Origin of the sequence: Paraburkholderia agricolaris (assembly GCF_009455635.1) — a bacterium.
Classification (GTDB): domain Bacteria; phylum Pseudomonadota; class Gammaproteobacteria; order Burkholderiales; family Burkholderiaceae; genus Paraburkholderia; species Paraburkholderia agricolaris.
Window position 1 is genome coordinate 3,706,016 of the sequence record NZ_QPER01000001.1, and the last position, 19,441, is coordinate 3,725,456.

Annotated in this window: 14 protein-coding genes; 7 read left to right on the plus strand and 7 right to left on the minus strand. The window is 62.9% G+C overall.

Going from position 1 to position 19,441, the window contains the following annotated elements:
* Window position 1 precedes the first annotated feature (1 nt).
* The 4 genes from GH665_RS16290 to apbC all read right to left on the minus strand — a co-directional run bounded on the left by GH665_RS16290 (window position 2) and on the right by apbC (window position 4,939).
* Complete coding sequence (locus GH665_RS16290; RefSeq protein WP_153136711.1) at window positions 2-2,287, minus strand: arginine/lysine/ornithine decarboxylase; 2,286 nt, start codon at window positions 2,285-2,287, stop codon at window positions 2-4.
* A gap of 84 nt (window positions 2,288-2,371) precedes the next feature.
* Window positions 2,372-2,941 carry a dCTP deaminase gene (gene dcd, locus GH665_RS16295; protein ID WP_028200499.1) on the minus strand — a complete coding sequence of 190 codons (570 nt, stop codon included), beginning with the start codon at window positions 2,939-2,941 and terminating at the stop codon, window positions 2,372-2,374.
* A 244-nt stretch (window positions 2,942-3,185) separates the two neighbouring features.
* Window positions 3,186-3,719: a superoxide dismutase family protein gene (locus tag GH665_RS16300; RefSeq protein WP_028200498.1), complete on the minus strand. Its 534-nt coding sequence runs from the start codon at window positions 3,717-3,719 to the stop codon at window positions 3,186-3,188.
* Between the two features lie 131 nt (window positions 3,720-3,850).
* Complete coding sequence (gene apbC, locus GH665_RS16305; protein WP_153136712.1) at window positions 3,851-4,939, minus strand: iron-sulfur cluster carrier protein ApbC; 1,089 nt, start codon at window positions 4,937-4,939, stop codon at window positions 3,851-3,853.
* A 331-nt stretch (window positions 4,940-5,270) separates the two neighbouring features.
* Here apbC and GH665_RS16310 point away from each other — a divergent pair, with 331 nt between their 5' ends.
* Window positions 5,271-5,924 (plus strand): YiaD family glycine zipper/OmpA-like lipoprotein, encoded by a 654-nt coding sequence (locus GH665_RS16310; protein WP_153136713.1) that lies wholly within the window; start codon window positions 5,271-5,273, stop codon window positions 5,922-5,924.
* Window positions 5,925-6,342: 418 nt separating this feature from the next.
* Window positions 6,343-8,481, plus strand: coding sequence for a methionine--tRNA ligase (gene metG / locus GH665_RS16315; protein WP_153136714.1), 2,139 nt, complete (start codon window positions 6,343-6,345; stop codon window positions 8,479-8,481).
* A gap of 120 nt (window positions 8,482-8,601) precedes the next feature.
* On the opposite strand, the gene GH665_RS16320 is transcribed toward metG, so the two are convergent.
* Window positions 8,602-12,933, minus strand: coding sequence for a translocation/assembly module TamB domain-containing protein (locus tag GH665_RS16320; protein ID WP_153136715.1), 4,332 nt, complete (start codon window positions 12,931-12,933; stop codon window positions 8,602-8,604).
* A gap of 28 nt (window positions 12,934-12,961) precedes the next feature.
* Entirely contained in the window at window positions 12,962-14,800 is a 1,839-nt protein-coding gene (locus GH665_RS16325) for an autotransporter assembly complex protein TamA (RefSeq protein ID WP_174771726.1), read from the minus strand.
* A gap of 414 nt (window positions 14,801-15,214) precedes the next feature.
* On the opposite strand from GH665_RS16325, the gene GH665_RS16330 reads away from it, so the two are divergent.
* From GH665_RS16330 to panD, 4 genes are all read left to right on the plus strand, one after another.
* Entirely contained in the window at window positions 15,215-15,400 is a 186-nt protein-coding gene (locus GH665_RS16330; protein ID WP_153136717.1) for a DUF3460 family protein, read from the plus strand.
* A gap of 4 nt (window positions 15,401-15,404) precedes the next feature.
* On the plus strand, window positions 15,405-16,277 hold the full coding sequence (locus tag GH665_RS16335; RefSeq protein ID WP_153136718.1) for a segregation and condensation protein A: 873 nt from the start codon (window positions 15,405-15,407) through the stop codon (window positions 16,275-16,277).
* Window positions 16,278-16,476: 199 nt separating this feature from the next.
* Window positions 16,477-17,310: a pantoate--beta-alanine ligase gene (gene panC, locus GH665_RS16340; protein WP_153136719.1), complete on the plus strand. Its 834-nt coding sequence runs from the start codon at window positions 16,477-16,479 to the stop codon at window positions 17,308-17,310.
* A 50-nt stretch (window positions 17,311-17,360) separates the two neighbouring features.
* Window positions 17,361-17,747, plus strand: coding sequence for an aspartate 1-decarboxylase (gene panD / locus GH665_RS16345; protein WP_012432059.1), 387 nt, complete (start codon window positions 17,361-17,363; stop codon window positions 17,745-17,747).
* Window positions 17,748-17,831: 84 nt separating this feature from the next.
* Here the strand turns inward: panD and GH665_RS16350 are convergent, their stop codons facing one another.
* Window positions 17,832-18,470, minus strand: coding sequence for a ParA family protein (locus GH665_RS16350; RefSeq protein ID WP_153136720.1), 639 nt, complete (start codon window positions 18,468-18,470; stop codon window positions 17,832-17,834).
* 211 nt (window positions 18,471-18,681) lie between these two features.
* Between GH665_RS16350 and GH665_RS16355 the strand changes: the two genes are divergently transcribed.
* Window positions 18,682-19,101: a PaaI family thioesterase gene (locus GH665_RS16355; RefSeq protein ID WP_153136721.1), complete on the plus strand. Its 420-nt coding sequence runs from the start codon at window positions 18,682-18,684 to the stop codon at window positions 19,099-19,101.
* The last annotated feature ends 340 nt before the right edge of the window (window positions 19,102-19,441 follow it).

The following is a 19,441-nucleotide window of genomic DNA, read 5'->3' on the forward strand; positions in this document are numbered from 1 at the left end:
GTCAGGCGCGCACGCAATCGACGAAGTATTCGATGCGCCCGTTGATGGTTTCGCCGACCAGCCCGTGGATATCCGTGTGGAAACCCGGGAAGCGCTCGTTGAACTCGCGCGCGAAACGCAAATAATTGACGATGGTCTTATTGAAGCGCTCGCCCGGAATCAGCAGCGGAATGCCCGGCGGATACGGCGTCAACAGGATCGACGTGACGCGGCCCTCGAGTTCGTCGATCGGTACCCGGTCGACCTCGCGGTGCGCGAGCTTCGCAAATGCGTCCGACGGCTTCATGGCCGGCTCCATGCTCGACAGGTACATCTCGGTCGTCAGGCGTGCAATGTCGTTCGCGCGGTAAACGCTGTGGATCTGCTGGCACAGATCGCGCAAGCCCACCCGCTCGTACATCGGATGATGCGCGACGAACTCCGGCAGCACGCGCCACAGCGGCTGGTTGTTGTCGTAGTCGTCCTTGAACTGCTGCAGTTCGGTGACCATCGAGTTCCAACGGCCCTTGGTGATGCCGATCGTGAACATGATGAAGAACGAATACAGCCCGGTCTTCTCGACAATGATGCCGTGCTCGGCCAGGTACTTCGTAACGATCGCCGCCGGAATACCGGTCTCGCCGAAGCCGCCGTCCATATCCAGACCCGGCGTAACGATAGTCGCCTTGATCGGGTCGAGCATGTTGAAGCCTTCGGCTAGCGGGCCGAAGCCGTGCCACGCGTCGTTCGGGCGCAGCATCCAGTCTTCGCGCGAGCCGATACCTTCTTCGGCGAACTGGTCCGGACCCCACACCTTGAAGAACCAGTCGTCGCCGTATTCGTCGTCGACCTTGCTCATCGCGCGGCGGAAATCGAGCGCCTCGGCAATCGATTCTTCAACCAGCGCGGTGCCGCCCGGCGCTTCCATCATGGCCGCGGCCACGTCGCACGAGGCGATGATCGCGTACTGCGGGCTGGTGGAGGTATGCATCAGATACGCTTCGTTAAAGCGATGCTTGTCGAAGCGGCTGTTCTTCGAATCCTGCACGACGATCTGCGAAGCCTGCGAAATACCGGCCAGCAATTTGTGCGTGGAGTGCGTCGCAAACACCAGTGCGCCGATGCGCGGACGGCCCGCGCCGATCGCGTGCATGTCCTGATAGAACTCGTGGAATTCCGCATGCGGCAGCCACGCTTCGTCGAAGTGCAGCGTGTCGAGCCAATCGCCGAGCATTTCCTTGATCATCTCGACGTTGTAGATCACACCGTCATAAGTGCTCTGCGTGATGGTCAGGATACGCGGCTTCAGATCCGGATTCTTCGCCAGCGCTTCGCGCGCGAACGGATTCGCGAGGATCTTCTTCTTGATGTTTTCCGGCTCGAACTCGCTGCGCGGAATCGGACCGATGATGCCGAAGTTATTGCGGGTCGGCGTGAGGAACACCGGAATCGCGCCGGTCATGGTGATCGCGTGCAGGATCGACTTGTGGCAGTTGCGGTCCACCAGCACGATGTCGCCCGGCGCCACCGTGCCGTGCCAGACGATCTTGTTCGAGGTCGAGGTGCCGTTGGTCACGAAGAACACGTGGTCGGCGCTGAAAATGCGTGCGGCATTGCGCTCGGAAGCGGCCACCGGACCCGTATGGTCGAGCAGCTGGCCGAGTTCGTCGACGGCGTTGCAGACGTCGGCGCGCAGCATGTTTTCGCCGAAAAACTGGTGGAACATCTGGCCCAGCGGGCTCTTGAGGAACGCGACGCCACCCGAGTGCCCCGGGCAATGCCACGAGTACGAACCTTCGTCCGCGTACTGCACCAGTTCCTTGAAGAACGGCGGCGCGAGCGAATCCAGATACACCTTGGTCTCGCGGATGATGTGGCGCGCGACGAACTCCGGCGTGTCTTCGAACATGTGGATGAAACCATGCAGTTCGCGCAGGATGTCGTTCGGCAGATGGCGCGAGGTGCGCGTTTCGCCGTACAGGAAGATCGGAATGTCGGCGTTGCGGCGGCGCACTTCGGTCACGAACGCGCGCAAGGCGACGATCGCGGCCGCCAGTTCCGGCGTCTCGCCTTCCACCACGACGTTGTCGACGTACGGCAGCAGCTCGTCGTCGTCGATCGACAGGATGAAGCACGACGCGCGGCTCGATTGCTGGGCGAACGAAGTCAGATCACCGTAGCTCGTCAACCCGAGCACTTCCGCGCCTTCTTTCTCGATAGCTTCGGCCAAAGCCCGGATGCCGGAACCCGAGATATTCTCGGAGCGAAAATCTTCGTCGATGATGACGACGGGGAAACGAAACTTCATGGGCGATTCTCCAAAAAGAACGACCGCTGCATTCGACTAAGCAGCGGTCACCCGAATAGCTGGTGGGTCAGTGCGCTGCCGACGTCACGTCTTGGGCAACGTGACGCCATGCTGACCTTGATATTTGCCGCCGCGATCCGCGTACGACGTCTCACAAATTTCGTCGCTTTCGAAAAACAGCACTTGAGCGACACCTTCGTTCGCGTAGATTTTCGCAGGCAAAGGTGTCGTATTCGAGAATTCGAGCGTAACGTGGCCTTCCCATTCCGGCTCGAACGGCGTCACGTTGACGATGATCCCGCAACGCGCATACGTGGATTTGCCCAGACACACGGTCAGGACGCTGCGCGGAATACGGAAATACTCAACGGTGCGGGCCAGCGCGAACGAATTCGGCGGGATGATGCAGACGTCGCCCTTGAAGTCGACAAACGATTTCTCGTCAAAATTCTTCGGGTCGACGATGGTCGAGTTGATATTGGTGAAGATCTTGAATTCGTCGGCGCAGCGGATGTCGTAGCCGTAGCTCGACGTGCCGTAACTGACAATCTTCCGACCGTCTTCGGAAACGCGGACCTGATCTGGCGCAAACGGCTCGATCATATTGTGCGACTCGGCCATGCGCCGGATCCACTTGTCGGATTTGATAGTCATAGGTGAACGCTGCTCGACTTGAGTGACAGATGTGTGACGGGGGTGTGACGGATAGCACCCGGTGTAAGTTCCGGGCCGGCGCCATCGACTACGCCGTGGGTCTGGACGCCCCCAGCTGCGCGCTCCGGGCCAGGTGCCTCCCGGCTACGCGCCCCGGACTAGGCGCCCCCAACGAAAGGCGCTTATTTTACGCGATCGCGAGATTGCTGCTACGGGCGCGGTCCGAGCACCGCAGGCGCTGCCTTCACTGGCGAATCAATCCGCATGCAAGCGCGGGGCCTGCACCATGCTGCGGATACGCATAGGGGTCAGTCGCGTCGTGATGCAACAGGACGGCCCGTTGCAGCACGGAGCGGATACCGTCGAGCGACACGTCCGGCGCCACGATAAAGCCGGTGGCCACGCCGTTCGCGTCCGCGTGGATATTGCCGAGATCGCCTTCGACCCGGGCGCCTGCCTTCAGACGCTCGGCTGCCGGCGAGAACACCGGGCCGGCGCTGGAGCCGTCGGCGGCATTGCAGTCGCCGCGCTCATGCACTTGCAAGGCGTGGTCGCTATTGGGCGGCAAGCCCGCAAGGTTGTAGGTGACCTGCACGCCGTCCGAGCGCTCGATGAACGTTACGAGGCCGCGCGCCTGATTGCCCACGGTGGGCAGCAACTGCGCGTCGGCGCGCTTTTCCTGTGGTCTCAGGAACGTGCTGCAGCCGCATAACAGCGCGCTGCTGGCAGCCAGGACGATGAATGCAACCACCGCCTGCCCGTCGATTCGTTTTCCCATGCGATCCTCTTGCCGGCCTGGCGGCCGCCCCTGCGGCCGCCGAGCCGAACTTGTGAAGTCGACATGATACCGCGAGACCAGGCGCAAATTGACGCCTTGGCCCCGCTTTGACCCCTTGTCCGAATGGCTACTCAGGTGTTCTGGACAACGATGCTGGGAAACTTCGAGGTCATGTCGCGAGCCCGCTCGGCAATATGGATCGCAACCTTGCGCGCGATCGACCGGTAAATCCCGGCAATACGGCCTTCCGGATCCGCCACCACAGTGGGTTTGCCCGAGTCGGCCTGCTCGCGGATGCCGATATCGAGCGGCAGGCTGCCGAGCACATCCACACCGTATTCCTTGCCCATCCGCTCACCGCCGCCCGCGCCAAAAATATGCTCTTCGTGGCCGCAATTCGAGCAGATATGCATACCCATGTTCTCGACGATCCCCAGGATCGGAATGCCGACCTTCTCGAACATCTTGAGGCCCTTCTTCGCGTCGAGCAGGGCGATGTCCTGCGGCGTTGTAACGATCACCGCGCCCGTCACCGGCACGCGCTGCGACAAGGTCAGCTGAATGTCGCCGGTACCCGGCGGCATGTCGACGATCAGGTAGTCGAGATCTTGCCAGTTGGTCTGGCGCAACAGCTGTTCGAGCGCCGAGGTGGCCATCGGGCCGCGCCACACCATCGGGTTGTCCTGCTCGATCAGAAAGCCGATCGAGTTGGCCTGCAAACCGTAGCCGGTCATCGGGTTCATCGACTTTTCGTCGGGCGATTCAGGGCGGCCGGTAATGCCAAGCATCATGGGCAGCGAGGGGCCGTAAATATCCGCATCGAGGATGCCGACCGAAGCGCCTTCGCTCGCGAGCGCCAGCGCGAGGTTCACCGCGGTCGTGCTCTTGCCGACCCCGCCCTTGCCCGACGCCACCGCGACGATGTTCTTGATGTTCGGCAACAGTTTGACGCCGCGCTGTACCGTATGCGCAGCGATGTCCTGAGACACTTCGACGCGTGCGTTCGCCACCCCAGGAACGGCCTTCAGCGCGTCGACGAATTGCGCGCGAACCGCTTCAAACTGCCGTTTGGCCGGATAGCCAAGCACCACGTCGAGGCTAACCGTGCCGCCCTCTACGGTGACGTTCCGGATGTTCCTGGCAGCCGAATAGGGCTTGCCTGTGTTGGGGTCAGTGACGGCCGCAAGGGCGGCGTCGACCAAAGCCCGATCGATACTCATTGACACTCCATGGGGAACACTTGCGGGGTGGCGGAATCCAAGTTTCGGCCACTCGCCAGAATTTGAAAAAAATTGTTAGGCAGCATTGCTAAAACCAGGCGCGGCGTGCACGCTTCGGGCAGGCGGAACGCCATGGGGTCGCATCGCTGCGTACTTCAGTCATCATTGTAGTGGCTGGCGCCAAGCCTTGCCGGAAGACCCTTCTCCACTGTCGGACCGGGACCAGGGAAGACGCAGGATTCTCGTATTTTCGACTTGTGCGCTTTACGGCCGTTGCATCCGGCGGATAGATTTATCGCTTCCACCTGCTTCACTCAAGAGGAATCAAAAAATGAACGCAAAACTCATGACTCGCCTTGCCGTTTTCGCGGTTGCCGGTTCGCTGCTGGCAGGCTGCGCGACCCAACAAGGCACTAACACTGCCGTCGGCACGGGCGTGGGCGCCGGCACCGGTGCGGCGCTCGGCGCGATCTTCGGCGGCGGCAAGGGTGCGGCGATCGGCGCGGGCGTCGGCGCTGCGGTGGGCGGCATCACCGGCTACAACTGGCAAGCCATTCACAACAAGCTGTCGGGCGCCACCAAGGGCACCGGCACGCAGATCACCGAGCAGCCGGACGGCTCGCTCAAGCTGAACATCCCGAGCTCGGTCACGTTCGATACCAACAGCTACGCGATCAAGCCGTCGTTCGCGCCGGTGCTGGATCAACTGACGCAGACCATGCAGCAGAATCCGGAACTGATCGCCCAGGTGATCGGCTACACGGATAGCACGGGTCAGCCGGCTTACAACCAGACGCTGTCGGTCAACCGCGCGGAAAGCGTGACGGGCTACCTGGGGCAACGCGGCGTCGCGCCGCAACGCCTGTCGGCACAAGGCATGGGCCAGAACCAGCCGATCGCTGACAACAACACCGAAGCCGGCAGGGCCGCCAACCGTCGCGTGGAAATCTATCTGCGCGCCACGGCTCAACACGCCACGCAATAAGCGCACAGCCTGAAAGAGGAAGAAGCAACGGGGCGGCAGGCCGCGCTTGCCATCCCGCTACCACGTGTTGCCGGCGGTGTCCGGCAAGCCGTAAAAGCCGCATGTGGGCAAATGCGGGCGGACGCAAAAAATCTCGCGAGAGAGCGAAAAAATTTCGAACTCTGCCGAAAATTCGCGGTCTGTCTTTACGGTACGTGGTTGGCGAAGCCGCCACGTCACCATTCTCCTCTTGTCGTTGTTGCTCCGGGGTTAATAGCCCCGGTTTTTTTTGGGCGCACGGTTTTCGCAGGAAGCCCCTTGAGGGACACACCCCTCTTCCCCGCACCGACCGAGGCGCGGGCGAGCCGGCCCAGCCCGCGCCTCACGCCCGCCCTGCTAGAATCAACGTTTCGTCCCACCGCAGGCTCCCACCATCCTTATGTCAGCACCCGCCACCGATCTCTCCGCAGGCGCGCCGTCCGGCCGTCGCCAGATTCTCGTCACGTCGGCCCTTCCGTATGCGAACGGGCAAATCCATATTGGCCATCTGGTCGAATATATCCAGACGGACATCTGGGTCCGGACGTTGCGAATGCACGGGCACGAGGTCTACTACGTGGGCGCCGACGACACACACGGCACGCCGGTCATGCTGCGCGCGGAAAAGGAAGGTCTGACGCCCAAGCAGTTGATCGACCGCGTCTGGCAGGAACACAAGCGCGATTTCGACAGCTTCGGGATTTCGTTCGACAATTACTACTCGACCGATTCCGAAGAGAACCGCGTGCTGAGCGAATCGGTCTATCTGGCGCTCAAGGAAGCCGGCCTGATCGACGCCCGCGATATCGAACAGGCATACGACCCCGTCAAGGAAATGTTCCTGCCGGATCGCTTCATCAAGGGCGAATGCCCGAAGTGCGGCGCAAAGGATCAATACGGCGACAGCTGCGAAGTATGCGGTTCGACCTATCTGCCGACCGAACTGATCAATCCGTATTCGGTCGTCTCCGGTGCCACGCCGATTCGTAAAACCTCGACGCATTACTTCTTCCGTCTGTCCGATCCGCGCTGTGAGAATTTCCTGCGCGCGTGGGTCAGTGGTCTGGCGCAGCCGGAAGCCACCAACAAGATGCGCGAATGGCTCGGCGACGCCGGCGAAGCCAAGCTCGCCGATTGGGATATTTCGCGCGACGCTCCGTATTTCGGCTTCGAAATTCCCGGCGCGCCGGGCAAATATTTCTACGTGTGGCTGGACGCGCCGGTCGGCTATTACGCGAGCTTCAAGAACCTCGCTGACAAGCGCGGCCTCGACTTCGACGCGTGGATCCGCAAAGGCTCGACCGCCGAGCAGTACCACTTCATCGGCAAAGACATTCTGTATTTCCACACGCTGTTCTGGCCGGCCATGCTCGAATTCTCGGGCCACCGCACGCCGACCAACGTGTTCGCGCACGGCTTCCTGACGGTGGACGGCGCGAAGATGTCGAAGTCGCGCGGCACGTTCATCACCGCGCAAAGCGTGATCGACACGGGCCTGAATCCGGAATGGCTGCGCTACTACTTTGCCGCCAAGCTGAACAGCACGATGGAAGACCTCGACCTGAACCTCGACGACTTCCAGGCACGGGTGAATAGCGATCTGGTCGGCAAGTATGTGAACATCGCGAGCCGCGCCGCCGGTTTCCTGATCAAGCGTTTCGAGGGTCGTGTGCAGGACAGCGCGATGCACCATCCGCTGCTCGCCACGCTGCGCGCCGCCGTGCCGCAAATCGCCGCGAACTACGAAGCGCGCGAGTACAACCGGGCGCTGCGCCAGACCATGGAACTGGCCGACGCGGTCAACGCGTACGTCGACACCGCCAAGCCGTGGGATCAGGCGAAAGACCCGGCCAATGCCGTCGCGCTGCACGAAACCTGCAGCGTGAGCATCGAGGCATTCCGTCTGCTGTCGCTGGCGCTCAAACCGGTGTTGCCGAAGCTGGCGGAGGCAGTCGAAGCCTTCCTCGGCATCGAGCCGCTGGTGTGGGCCGACGCGAACGTGCCGCTCTCTTCCACGCGCCCGATCAATGCGTACAAACACCTGATGACACGCGTCGATCCGAAGCAGATCGAGGCGCTCATCGCCGCCAATCGCGAGTCGCTGCAAGCCACGCCGGACGCTGCGGCAGCACCAGCGGACGCGAAGACCAAGTCGAAGGCCGCGAAAGCAGCCGCCGCCGAGAAGGACGAAACGCCCGGCATTATCTCGATCGACGACTTCGCCAAGATCGATCTGCGCATCGCGAAGATCGTCGACTGCAAGGCGGTGGAAGGCTCGGACAAACTGTTGCAGTTGACGCTCGACATCGGCGAAGAAAAGACGCGCAATGTGTTCTCGGGCATCAAGTCGGCTTATCAGCCCGAGCAGTTGATCGGCAAGCTGACGGTCATGGTCGCGAATCTCGCCCCGCGCAAGATGAAGTTCGGCCTGTCCGAAGGGATGGTGCTGGCGGCCTCGGCTACTGACGAGAAAGCCGAACCGGGCCTCTATGTGCTCGAACCGGACAGCGGCGCGAAGCCGGGCATGCGCGTGAAGTAAAGCGCGGCGTCTCGAACGCACAAGGCATCAACAAAAACGGCACGCTCTGAAAGGCGTGCCGTTTTTGTTGTGCCGCGACGTTGCGCAGACCGCAGCCAGCGCCGTCACCCCATTACTCCATTACCAGCGGATCCGATCGAAGCGCCGTGTGTAAAGCAGTTCGACGCCGTCGAACGTGCCGCCATAGGCCGCAACCGACCAATAGCGCGTAAGGTTCACCGTCGCCTTAATCGCATTGCTCGCCGACTGCAGGCCCTGCTCGTAGCCGACCACGAGCCACTCGTTGATGGCCTTCGACACCATCACCACTTGAGGATCGGTCAGCCCGACCTCACTTCGCCCGATCGAAAATTCGTCGAGTCCGAAAGTCTGCGCGATCCGCTTGCCGCTCGCGCTGCCTAGCAACGCGAGCGCCGTCGTCATAGTGCTTTGCTGACCGAGGTTATTACCCTGATCGGTGCCATGTCCAAACAGCAGCCATGAGAGCTTTTCGTTATCCGGTACGGTCGGCTCCGACACCAGCTTCGCGACCGGGAACTGAACCGTGCCGGTGACCTGCACGCCCGCTTCAATCTGCTGATTGCGGCGCATGGCCAGGATGTTGATGCCCGGATTGGCGACTGGCCCGTTGAACGTGAAGAAACCATTCTCGATGTTGAGCTTGCGGCCGAACGCGGTATAGGTCGACCCCTGTGTCACGCGGACATTGCCGACCGCGCGCAACGGCAGGTTCGGCGCGCTCATCGCGGTGATCGTGCCGGTCAGGCCGAGGTCTGCGCCCATGCCGCGGAACCGGAAGCTGTTGCCCAGGCTGATGTCGATATTGGCGCGTGGCGCGAACGGCCCGATCGGCTTGTTGGTCCCCTCAACCGGCGGCGGTTTCTCGCCGGCCACCGTGCCGTCGGGGCGGACGATCACGACGTCGTCGCCCAGCTTCGGCGCGGACTGCTCCGGCATATCGAACAGCGCGTGATCGACCACGAATTTGCCGTTGATCGCCATGCCGCCCTGCGCGCCGGCATTCGCGACGCTCGCGCTGCCCGACAAAGACAGATTGCGGTCCGGCGCCGCGAACAACTCCAGCTTATCCGCCACGATGCTCGCGGACAGATCCGGCTCGGCGCCATCCAGACGCACGCGGCCGGTGGCGCGCAAGGTGCCGCTCGCGCCATGAAACTCGACCTGCTGGAAGTCCACCAGATTTTGCGAGAGCGCGATGCGCACCACCCCATCCTTCAACTGCACGCCCTGGTCGACCATCGTCGCCGACAAACCGTCGCCGAGCAGCGACCCCGTCAGGTTCGGCTTGGCGACCGTGCCGCCGAGCGCGAGTTTCAGCGCGAGATGGCCGTCGAGCAGATAGCTCGGGCCGAACAGGCCGCCGGTCGTTTTCAGCGACGGCACGTTCGCGTTCACATTGCCGGTTAGCGCGCCCTCTTCGTTGACACTCAAAAAGCCGTCGCGCATCACAAGCGTGGTGTGGGCGTCGGCGTCGATCACGCCGATCCGGCTCGCCTGCGCATGGACCGTGGCATTCAGCCGGTTGCCGCCACTGAACTCGGCCCGGGCGACCATATCCGTGATACCCAGCGAGGCCAAACCTCGGCCGATTTCGACCGTGACGTCGCCGCCGCGGCGCTTCAACTGGACGTGACCGCTCGCAGTGCTGCCGAGCGCGAAGTCCCAGTCGCCGTCGAACACCAGATCGGTTTTGACCGCCGGTGGCGCGCCGGTGATCTCGCGCCGCAGATCCTGCAGGCGTGCCAGCGAAATGTCGGTCAAGCTGCCCGTGGACTGGATCTTGCCGTGGTCGAACGCGAACGACTTGAGGCTCAGCACCGCGCCTTCGATCGTGAGACGTGTCGCGCCAAGCGTCAGGCGGCTGGGCCCGGCGCTGACGGCGAGCGGCGACTCGAGGTTCAACGCCGGTGTGCCGCGATTCTGCAGACGGGTCACGGTGCCATCCCAGCGCGTGCCTTCGCGTGCTTCGGTCAGTTTGCCGTTGGCCGCGAGCGTCAGGTCAAGTGGACGGTCTTGCAGCTTGCCGGTGGCCGCCGCCTCCAGCGTATGGTTGGCACGCGTGCCGGACAGCCGTGCCGTCAGCGTGGTCAGATCGACGCCGCCGGCGCTGAGGTTGCGCGCGTCGGTCGTGAAAACCAGCGCGCCGTTCGCGCCGTCGCGCAGTTCGGCATGACCTTCCGCATGGCCGATGCGGTTACTGCTGAACACCACGCTGTCTGCCTTGTAGTTCAGCACGACATTCGGATGCGCGAACGAGCCGGTAACGTCGCCATCCGCGGCAATCAGGCCGGCAAGGCCGAAACCGAGGCGCTCGAGTTCCGGCGCGTCGATACGGAAACGCAGCCGGTCGCCGCTGGCACCGAAGCTGCCTTGCAAGTCCACCTGATTGCCCGCCACCGAGAGATTCGCGCGACTCGGCAGAATCCGCGAGCCGGCTAGCTGGACCACACCGCCGCCCGTCAACGGCAAACCATCGTAGACGCTCGGGCCGAGTTTGAATTCGGCCTTGGTGGTGAATACCGGGCCGAGCACACCGGCCGCGGTGAGCGTGCCGTTCACGCGCGCCTCGATCTTGCGGGCCGGCGGCGCGGCGCGCCTGGGCGGCGGCGACGCTTTGCTCCGTTGCATCACCTCGGTCCGCACTGCGGCCTTCGCGGTGTTCTTGACCGCGGCGGCGGCTTTGTCGGCGGGGGCCGCGCTTTTCGCCCCGGCTGTGCTGCCCGCTTGCGCCGCACCTTGCGCGGGCACCCTGGTTTTGGCGTTGGCCGCTGCGGATGCCGGGCCCGTCACCGGCGTGCGCGAAGGCATCTGCGAAGTCAGCGTCAACGGATCGAAATCGGTCAACTGCGCTTTCAGGTTGTAGGTCGAATTCGCGTCGTGCTTGAGTGCGCCGGACAGATCGATGCGGCCTTTGCCCGAAGTGACGCGCACGTCGTTGAAGCTGATGCGCGCGGGGTCGAAGGTCACCTTGCCTTGTGCGCGCAAACCGGCTTTCGGATCAGCGAGATCGATGGTCAGGCTCTGTATGTCGTCGTTCAGACGGAAACCGATCGGGCCGGAAAGCTGGGTGGGCCGCACGGTCGCTTCGAGCGCGTTCAGGTCGAGCCCGGCGACTTGCAGATCGAACTGGCCGCGCTTGCCGGTCAGCGTGCCGCCGCCAGTGAGCGTGGCGCTCTTTACCAGCCGCACGTTCAGGTTCGAGATGCGCTGTGCCTGAGCGTCGAGGTGCACGTCAGCCTGTGCATCGATCAAAGGCAACAGGTTCTGGTCGATCGCACCCGGCTTGGCGTTGAAGATCGAGACATGGCCCGCGACAGCGAAACCCGCGGCGCCGGAAGCGCCGGCGGGTTTCGCCGCAGTTGCCGCAGTTGTGGCACTTGCAGCACTTACCGCGTTGACCGTACTTGCCGCGCTGGCGCCGCTTACCCCGCTGGCCGCAGCCAACGTCGCCGCACCTGCTGCGCCCTGACCCACCGGCTGCAGTTCAGCGCGCACCGCCAGATCCGCCAGCGGCGCGCCCGGCGCAAACGCCTGCGGATTGACGTGATCGAAAGTCAGCGTGGCGCGTTGCAACGGCACGTCGCTGAACGGCGTCGCCTCGACGCGGGCATGGCCAGCGAGCTTCATGCCGCTGGCATCGAGTTCGGCGATGAGATTTTCCAGCGAGCCGCTCAAATGGCCGCCCACCTGAACCGCTTCGTTGTTGACCTTGCCTGAATAGCCGACATCGCCGGTCAGCGGAAACGGCCGTGCCCCGTCGAGCTTCGCCGCCGCCGTCACCGCGCCGAACGGCGTGTCGAGCCGCTCGATGGCCGCCTCGTGGTGACGGCCATCGCTGCGGCCATGGAACATGAAACGGGAGAACTCGGTCGTCGACCCGCCCTCGCGCAACAGCAGTTTGTCGACCTGCACGTCGCGCACTTCGAGTTGCATCGGCAAGCTCAGGTCTTTCGGCAATTCCAGCGGTCCGCTGCTCGACGACGACGAGCCGACACGGGCGTCGATCGTCCCGACGTGCAGATAGTCGATTGTGAAGCGCCAAGGTTGGTGCGTGAGGCCCCAGCGCCCGGCCACGCGGTCGATCTGGATATCGGTGCCGCTGCCGTCGAGACTGCGCCAGCGCACTTGCCGGAGTTGGACGCCGCTGGCAATGGTGCCGCTCTCGAGCGTGCCGGTCAGCTTGCCGCCCAGCAGTTTGACGGCCGCCTGCCACGCGTAAGCCGTGCCGCGCTCGGTTGTCAGCGCGCCATACAGCAGGCCGATTGCCACCGCGACCAGCAGCACCAGCACGGCAACCGTCCACGCCAGCGTTTTCAGCAGCCACCGGCCGCGACGCCGCTCAGGCGGCGGCGCGTCGGGCGAAGGCTGCGATCCGGGCGGATGAGCGCCCGGCGGCTGCGCAGATGGTTGGGCGGTGGCGTCCGTGGTCATGCGTGGATCATGTAGAAGCAGGTTTCCATCAGAAGGCGATGCCGAGAGTCAGGTACGGCCGCACACTCCGGTTGCGGATCCCATAGGCGACGTCGACATTGACCGGACCAACCGGGCTGCGCCAGCGCGCGCCGACCCCGACACCGGGATAAAAGACTTTCTCGCCCCACGTATCGGTGGCGGTGCCGATGTCGAAAAAGACGGCCGCACCCCAGTCGTGAGTGAACCAGTGCTGATACTCGGTCGACGCCGTCACGAGATACTTGGTGGGCAGCACGGAACCGTCGACGCTGTTACCGATGCTCTGATAGCTGTAGCCACGGATCGAATTCGAGCCGCCCGCGCGGAACAGCAGCGAAGCCGGAATCCCGCTCGAACTGCCGCTCGTGAACACGCCGCCGAGTTCGGCCCGAAACAGCACGAGGTCGTCCCGGCCGATCGGCAGGTATTGCTGGCCGCGGGCGTAGCCGCGCGCGAAGGTCTGGTCGGTCAGCACGCCTTTGACCGCAAAACCCGCTTCGACGTGAATCAGGTTGCCCGAACGCGGGAACAACGGATCGTCCGTATTGCGGCGGGTCCACGACCATGACGGCACCAGCGCGCGGCTGGTCGTCGGTGCAATCGCGTTCTGATCGAGCCGATCCTGGTAATAGAGGATCGCGTAGTTGTAGTCGATGAATTGCGACGTACGGGCGCGCTGCACGCCGCCGCGGATACTGTAGATGCGGGTATCGGACACGTCGGTCGTGGTGTAGGAAGCCAGCACGCCATTGGTCCAGGCGCGCGGCCCTGGCGGCATCGCGAGCTGAATTTGCCCGTACTGCTGGATCTGGTCGATGCGGCCGTCGACCGTGAACGGCCACGCTTTGCCGAACGTGTCGAGATAGGAATACGAACCCTGAATCAGCGGGCCGTTATCGGTCGAATAACCGACCCCGCCACGGATACTGTTGTACGGATATTCCGAGACTTTCACGTGCACAGGCGTATCGACCGGCTTGGCCGGATCGCTATCCACGTCGATCGCAACGCTCGCGTAGTACGGCGTGTTTTGCAACTGCCGCTGCAATTCGGCGACACGCTGCACGTCGTAGATATCGCCGGCCGAAATCGGGTTCACATTGTCGACGATCTGTTCCGGATAGCGCCGCGTGCCGGATACGTCGAGCTTGCCCATTGTGAAGGTCGGGCCGCTGTCGAACGTCACCGACAATTTCGCTTCGTGCGTGCGCGGGTCGATCCGCGCTTCGGAGTGGTAAATCTTCGCACCCAGGTAGCGGCGCGCCTGCAAGGCCTTGAGCGAGGCGTTTTTTGCGTCGTCCCAGTCGCTTTGCGAAAACGGATCGCCTTCGTGTAGTGAAAACGCGAAGCGCGTGGCGTTTTCCTGCGCCGGGTCTTCGGTCAGCACCGGCCCGCGAAACGACAGCGCAATCGACGTAATGAGGGTTTGCGGGCCGGGATCGACGCTCACGGTCACGCGCTTCTGGTCGTCGACGGTTCGCACGTCGGTCCGGACGACCGGCGTGAAATAACCCTGCGTGGCGGCCAGATCGCGCACCTGCTGGGGCGTGGCGGTAATCAGAAATTCGAACTGGTCGTCGCTGATGTCGGGACGCTTGGCGAAGCGCGCCACGTCCAGGTGCGCTTCGAGCAGCTTGCGCAACGAGCGCGGCGTGGCTTCGATATCGACCTTGTAGCTGGCGGCCGGGCGCCGCGCCGCATGCGCGTCGAGCGCGACCAGCATGAGGATGACGATGCCGAACGCCAGCCACGCGCGCAGCCCGCGCCGATTGGGCATCGGATGCCCGGGTTCGCCGCCGGTTTTGCCGCGCCGCAGACGCGGCTCTTCGATCGCACACCCCGTCAAACGGGACCTCCGGCCGTGGTTGATGAATTCTGTCGCTTGGGCGCGCCGCGGCGGCCGAAGCTCGCTATTTGACCACATCGGCGCAGCCGCGCCATCTCTAAAAGGCTGTTTGCAGCATGTGGTGCGGCGCGCCTTTCGCGCCGACACACCGTGCTCCAGGCGACATCGGTTGCCGATGCGCACCCACACGCGCAGGCCGGATTTCCGCGCCGCCCTGCCCGCCATGCGCCCGCCTTTGACGCGTCGCAGCAGCATGGGTTCCGGGCGATTTTGCAGGCCGGCCGCCGCCTTCGCCACCGTTTTTCGACCGCGCGCGGCGCATGCGGTAAAATTGTGGAATAGCAGCGATGCCGTGCGGGTTTCCGCCTGTTCCCGCCTGGCAGCCGCCATTCCCCCAATCACGGACGTCTAGCCATGTATCAATCGGACATCACCCAGTTCCTGAACCAGCTCAAGCAACAAAAACCGAATCTGGAAGCTGAGCAGCGCCGTGGCCGGTCGCTGCTGTGGGACAAACAGCCGATCGACCTCGATGAACGCGCCGAGCAGAAAGCCTCGCGCGTAGAGCAGACGCCTTACTCGTACTATCAAAACTTCTAAGCGCGTGAGTCACGCCGACGAGGCAAAGGGCGTCGATTCGGCGCCCGACGCCGCGCTTGCCGCGCCCGCCACCGATTCGACGCCGGACACAGTTGACGGCATCGCTTTTGCACGCCTGTACGGCGAGCCGCTCTTCAAGCTGCCGACGGATCTGTACATTCCGCCGGATGCGCTCGAGGTGTTCCTCGAAACGTTCGAAGGCCCGCTGGATCTGTTGCTGTACCTGATCCGCAAGCAGAACTTCAACGTGCTCGATATCCCGATGGCGGACGTCACGGTCCAATACCTCGGCTACGTCGATCAGTTGCGCCAGACCAATCTCGAACTCGCCTCCGAGTATCTGCTGATGGCCGCGATGCTGATCGAGATCAAGTCACGCATGCTGTTGCCGGTGAAAAAGGCCGATAGCGGCGACGAAGCAGAGGATCCGCGTGCGGAACTGGTGCGCCGCCTGCTTGAATACGAGCAGATGAAACTCGCCGCCCAGCGCATCGACCATCTGCCGCAGCTTGGCCGCGATTTCCTGCGCGCCGAGGTGTACATCGAACAAAGCATCACGCCGCGCTTTCCGGACGTGGATAGCGAAGACCTGCGCGCCGCGTGGGCCGACGTGATCAAGCGCGCCAAGCTCGTTCAGCATCACAAGATTTCGCGCGAGGAATTGTCGGTGCGCGAGCATATGAGCACGATCCTGCGGCGCCTGCAGAACGCGCGCTTCATGGAGTTCTCCGATCTGTTCGACACGAGTAAAGGCGTGCCGGTGGTCGTGGTGAATTTCATCGCCATGCTCGAATTGTGCCGCGAGTCGCTCATCGAGATTACTCAGGCCGAGCCGTTTGCACCGATCTATGTGCGCCTCGCCTATCTGCCGGCCTGAAGCCGCGCAATGGGGTTTGCGCGGGGGTTTACGTGCGCCATTGCTGCCGCAAACGCCTCGTTTCGGTGCGTCTCCGGAACAAATCCACTACAATCCGGCGCTCCGAACCTGTCATTACCAGTGAGGCTGCGGGTCACGCAAAACCTGAGTTTTTGCCCCGACCGAGTCTTGCGCCGCGCGAGGAAATCCCAGTCCGATCATGAAAGTCATCAGCTCGATCCATGAATTGCGCGACCAGTTGCGCGGCCAGAATCGCACCGCCTTTGTGCCGACCATGGGCAATCTGCACGAAGGCCATCTATCGCTGATGCGCCTCGCGCGCCAGCACGGCGATCCGGTGGTGGCGAGCATTTTCGTCAACCGCCTGCAATTCGGTCCGAACGAAGATTTCGACAAATACCCGCGCACGCTCGAAGCCGACATCGACAAGCTGCAGAAAGAAGGCGTCTACGTGCTGTTCGCGCCGACCGAGCGGGATCTGTACCCGGAGCCGCAGGAGTACCGCGTGCATCCACCACACGATCTGGGCGACATTCTCGAAGGCGAATTCCGGCCCGGTTTCTTTCAGGGCGTGTGCACGGTGGTCATGAAGCTGATGTCGTGCGTGCAGCCGCGCGTCGCGGTGTTCGGCAAGAAGGATTACCAGCAGCTGATGATCGTGCGCAGCATGTGCCACCAGTTCGCGCTGCCGACCGACATCATCGCCGCGGAAACCGTGCGCGACACCGACGGCCTTGCGCTCAGTTCGCGTAACCGCTTTTTGCAAACCGCCGAACGTGCCGAGGCGCCGATGCTAGCCGCCGAGCTCAATCGCGTGCGCGATGCGGTGCTCGCTGGCAATCGCGACTTCGCAAAACTCGAACAGGCGGCGATGGCCGCACTGGCTGCGCGCGGCTGGCAGCCGGATTACATCGCGGTGCGCAAGCGCTCGAATCTGCTGCCGCCGGGCCCGCAAGACACGAATGCGGAGTTGGTCGTGCTGGCTGCCGCCAAGCTCGGCACCACCCGTCTCATCGACAACCTCGAAATCTGAAGCCATCTTAGTCTGCGCAAACGCGCATAAGAAGCCACAAGGGATTGGTCATGCAACGCAACATGCTGAAGTCGAAAATCCATCGCGTCGCGGTCACGCACTGCGAACTGCACTACGAAGGTTCGTGCGCGATCGACGAAGACTTGCTGGAAGCCGCAAACATCGTCGAAAACGAGCGGATCGACATCTGGAACATCAACAACGGCGAGCGGTTCTCGACGTACGCGATCAAGGGCGAACGGGGCAGCGGCATGATTTCGCTGAACGGTTCGGCCGCGCGGCGCGCGCAACTGGGCGATCTGGTGATCATCGCCGCGTTCGCGGTGGTCGACGAAGCGGAACTGAAGGCAGGCTGGAAACCGGATCTGGTGTTCGTCGACGACAACAACAAGATCAAAGGCAGCCGCGATCACGTGCCGACCCAGAACTGGACCTGAGCCGAACCTGAACTGAACCCGAGCCGGCCTTGCGCCGCGCGGTTTCATCTGGCGGGCGGCCACGCCGCCGCCTGCCGATTCATATCAAGCCTGTTTATTGGCGCCGTTGGTCCATTGGATGATCGGCTGCCACTGCTCCAGATCCTTGTCCACACGGCTTTTCGCGACATCCCACAAGGTCAGGCCGTGAGCCGCCAGCTGCACGTAATTCTGCGTGTCACGCAGATAGCCCAGCACCGGCAGCTTCAATCCCTCGACAAAGCGATGCAACTGCTCCGCTGAGCGCGTGCGCGAGTCGACGCGCATCCCCACCACGCCGATCTCGATCGCACCTTTCCTGACCGCCTTCTCCTTTGCCAGCCGCTCGAGAAAGTCTTGCGTGGCGAGAATATCGAACATTGACGGCTGCAGCGGCACGATCACCTTGTCGGCCAGATCCAGCGCGATACTCAGGCGATTGCCGTGCAACCCGGCCGGCGTGTCGATAACCGCATGTTCGAGACCTCTGGGCGGTTTGGCGGGGTTTTCAGGGTCGACCTCCCAGGTCTCGATGGGCGGCAGTGCGGGAGGCCGCAGCGACAACCACGCGTGCGCGGACTGCTGTTTATCCAGGTCCGCCAGCGCGACCCATTCCCCTTGCGCCGCGAAATAGCCCGCCAGATTGGTGGACAGCGTGCTTTTGCCCACACCGCCCTTCGGATTCGCCACCACGATCACCGTCATGAATTCTCCCGGAAAGATGGCTGGGCGCCGCCAGCCGGTTTGCCGCAGTTTGCTCTGACTTGGGGGCCGGTGTGTTCTGATCGATGCCGATTTCAGGTCCACCTGCCGATCTAGCCGTTGATAATATCGACAAATGCAGCGGGGCCGAAGCCCCCAAACGGCTATTGACCTTCCTACGTCACTGTTTTTTCTATCGAGGACCCCAGATCTCATGAGCAAACTCCGTCCGGAATACACCGTCGAGCGCCTGCACGAACGTCAGAAGGGCAAGCTTCCCGGCTTGCTGGGTGTGCAGGTTCAGACGCTGGAGCAAGGCAGTCTGACTGCGGAACTGACCGTGCGCGACGAATTGCTGGCGCCGAACGGCTTTTTGCACGCCGCCACCGTGATCGGCCTCGCCGATACCGCCTGCGGCTATGCCTGTCTCGCGCATCTGCCCGAGACGGCGCGCAATTTCACGACCGTCGAGCTGAAAAGCAATTTTCTCGGCACGGCGACGGAAGGCACGATCCGCGCGGTCGCCAAGGCCGTGCATCTAGGCCGCAGCACACAGGTGTGGGACGCCACCGTCACCGATCCGAACGGCAAGGCGATCGCGCTGTTTCGCTGCACGCAGATCGTGTTGTACTGACGGATGCTGACTGACGCGGAGCGCGCGGCGCAGGGCTGGGAATGCCCGAAGCGCCCGGCGTCCGTGCGATAAAAAAGCACGCGGTCTTACGGCCTACCCGTATCAGGCAGGTAACGGTTTTTGAGCTAATTAACGCTGCGACCTGCGACCCGAGTCCCAAAGGGGATTGCGGGTCTTTTTCCTGCCGGAGATATTTCCGGGAGGTGGCGGGCGCAAGATTTCTCGAATACAAGGCGAACCGGCCGAGACTCAAAGAATTTTGGCGGAAATACAGAGCTACGGCCAAGTGCCACATGCGCAAAGCGTCAATGTTCGGGAAATCGCCCCACAATCGCTGGCT

What these genes read in the sequence shown, in the direction of transcription:
- GH665_RS16290 (WP_153136711.1), bottom strand. Translation starts at nt 2,287, where the DNA reads ATGAAGTTTCGTTTCCCCGTCGTCATCATCGACGAAGATTTTCGCTCC.
- dcd (WP_028200499.1), bottom strand. Translation starts at nt 2,941, where the DNA reads ATGACTATCAAATCCGACAAGTGGATCCGGCGCATGGCCGAGTCGCAC.
- GH665_RS16300 (WP_028200498.1), bottom strand. Translation starts at nt 3,719, where the DNA reads ATGGGAAAACGAATCGACGGGCAGGCGGTGGTTGCATTCATCGTCCTG.
- apbC (WP_153136712.1), bottom strand. Translation starts at nt 4,939, where the DNA reads ATGAGTATCGATCGGGCTTTGGTCGACGCCGCCCTTGCGGCCGTCACT.
- GH665_RS16310 (WP_153136713.1), top strand. Translation starts at nt 5,271, where the DNA reads ATGAACGCAAAACTCATGACTCGCCTTGCCGTTTTCGCGGTTGCCGGT.
- metG (WP_153136714.1), top strand. Translation starts at nt 6,343, where the DNA reads ATGTCAGCACCCGCCACCGATCTCTCCGCAGGCGCGCCGTCCGGCCGT.
- GH665_RS16320 (WP_153136715.1), bottom strand. Translation starts at nt 12,933, where the DNA reads ATGACCACGGACGCCACCGCCCAACCATCTGCGCAGCCGCCGGGCGCT.
- GH665_RS16330 (WP_153136717.1), top strand. Translation starts at nt 15,215, where the DNA reads ATGTATCAATCGGACATCACCCAGTTCCTGAACCAGCTCAAGCAACAA.
- panC (WP_153136719.1), top strand. Translation starts at nt 16,477, where the DNA reads ATGAAAGTCATCAGCTCGATCCATGAATTGCGCGACCAGTTGCGCGGC.
- panD (WP_012432059.1), top strand. Translation starts at nt 17,361, where the DNA reads ATGCAACGCAACATGCTGAAGTCGAAAATCCATCGCGTCGCGGTCACG.
- GH665_RS16350 (WP_153136720.1), bottom strand. Translation starts at nt 18,470, where the DNA reads ATGACGGTGATCGTGGTGGCGAATCCGAAGGGCGGTGTGGGCAAAAGC.
- GH665_RS16355 (WP_153136721.1), top strand. Translation starts at nt 18,682, where the DNA reads ATGAGCAAACTCCGTCCGGAATACACCGTCGAGCGCCTGCACGAACGT.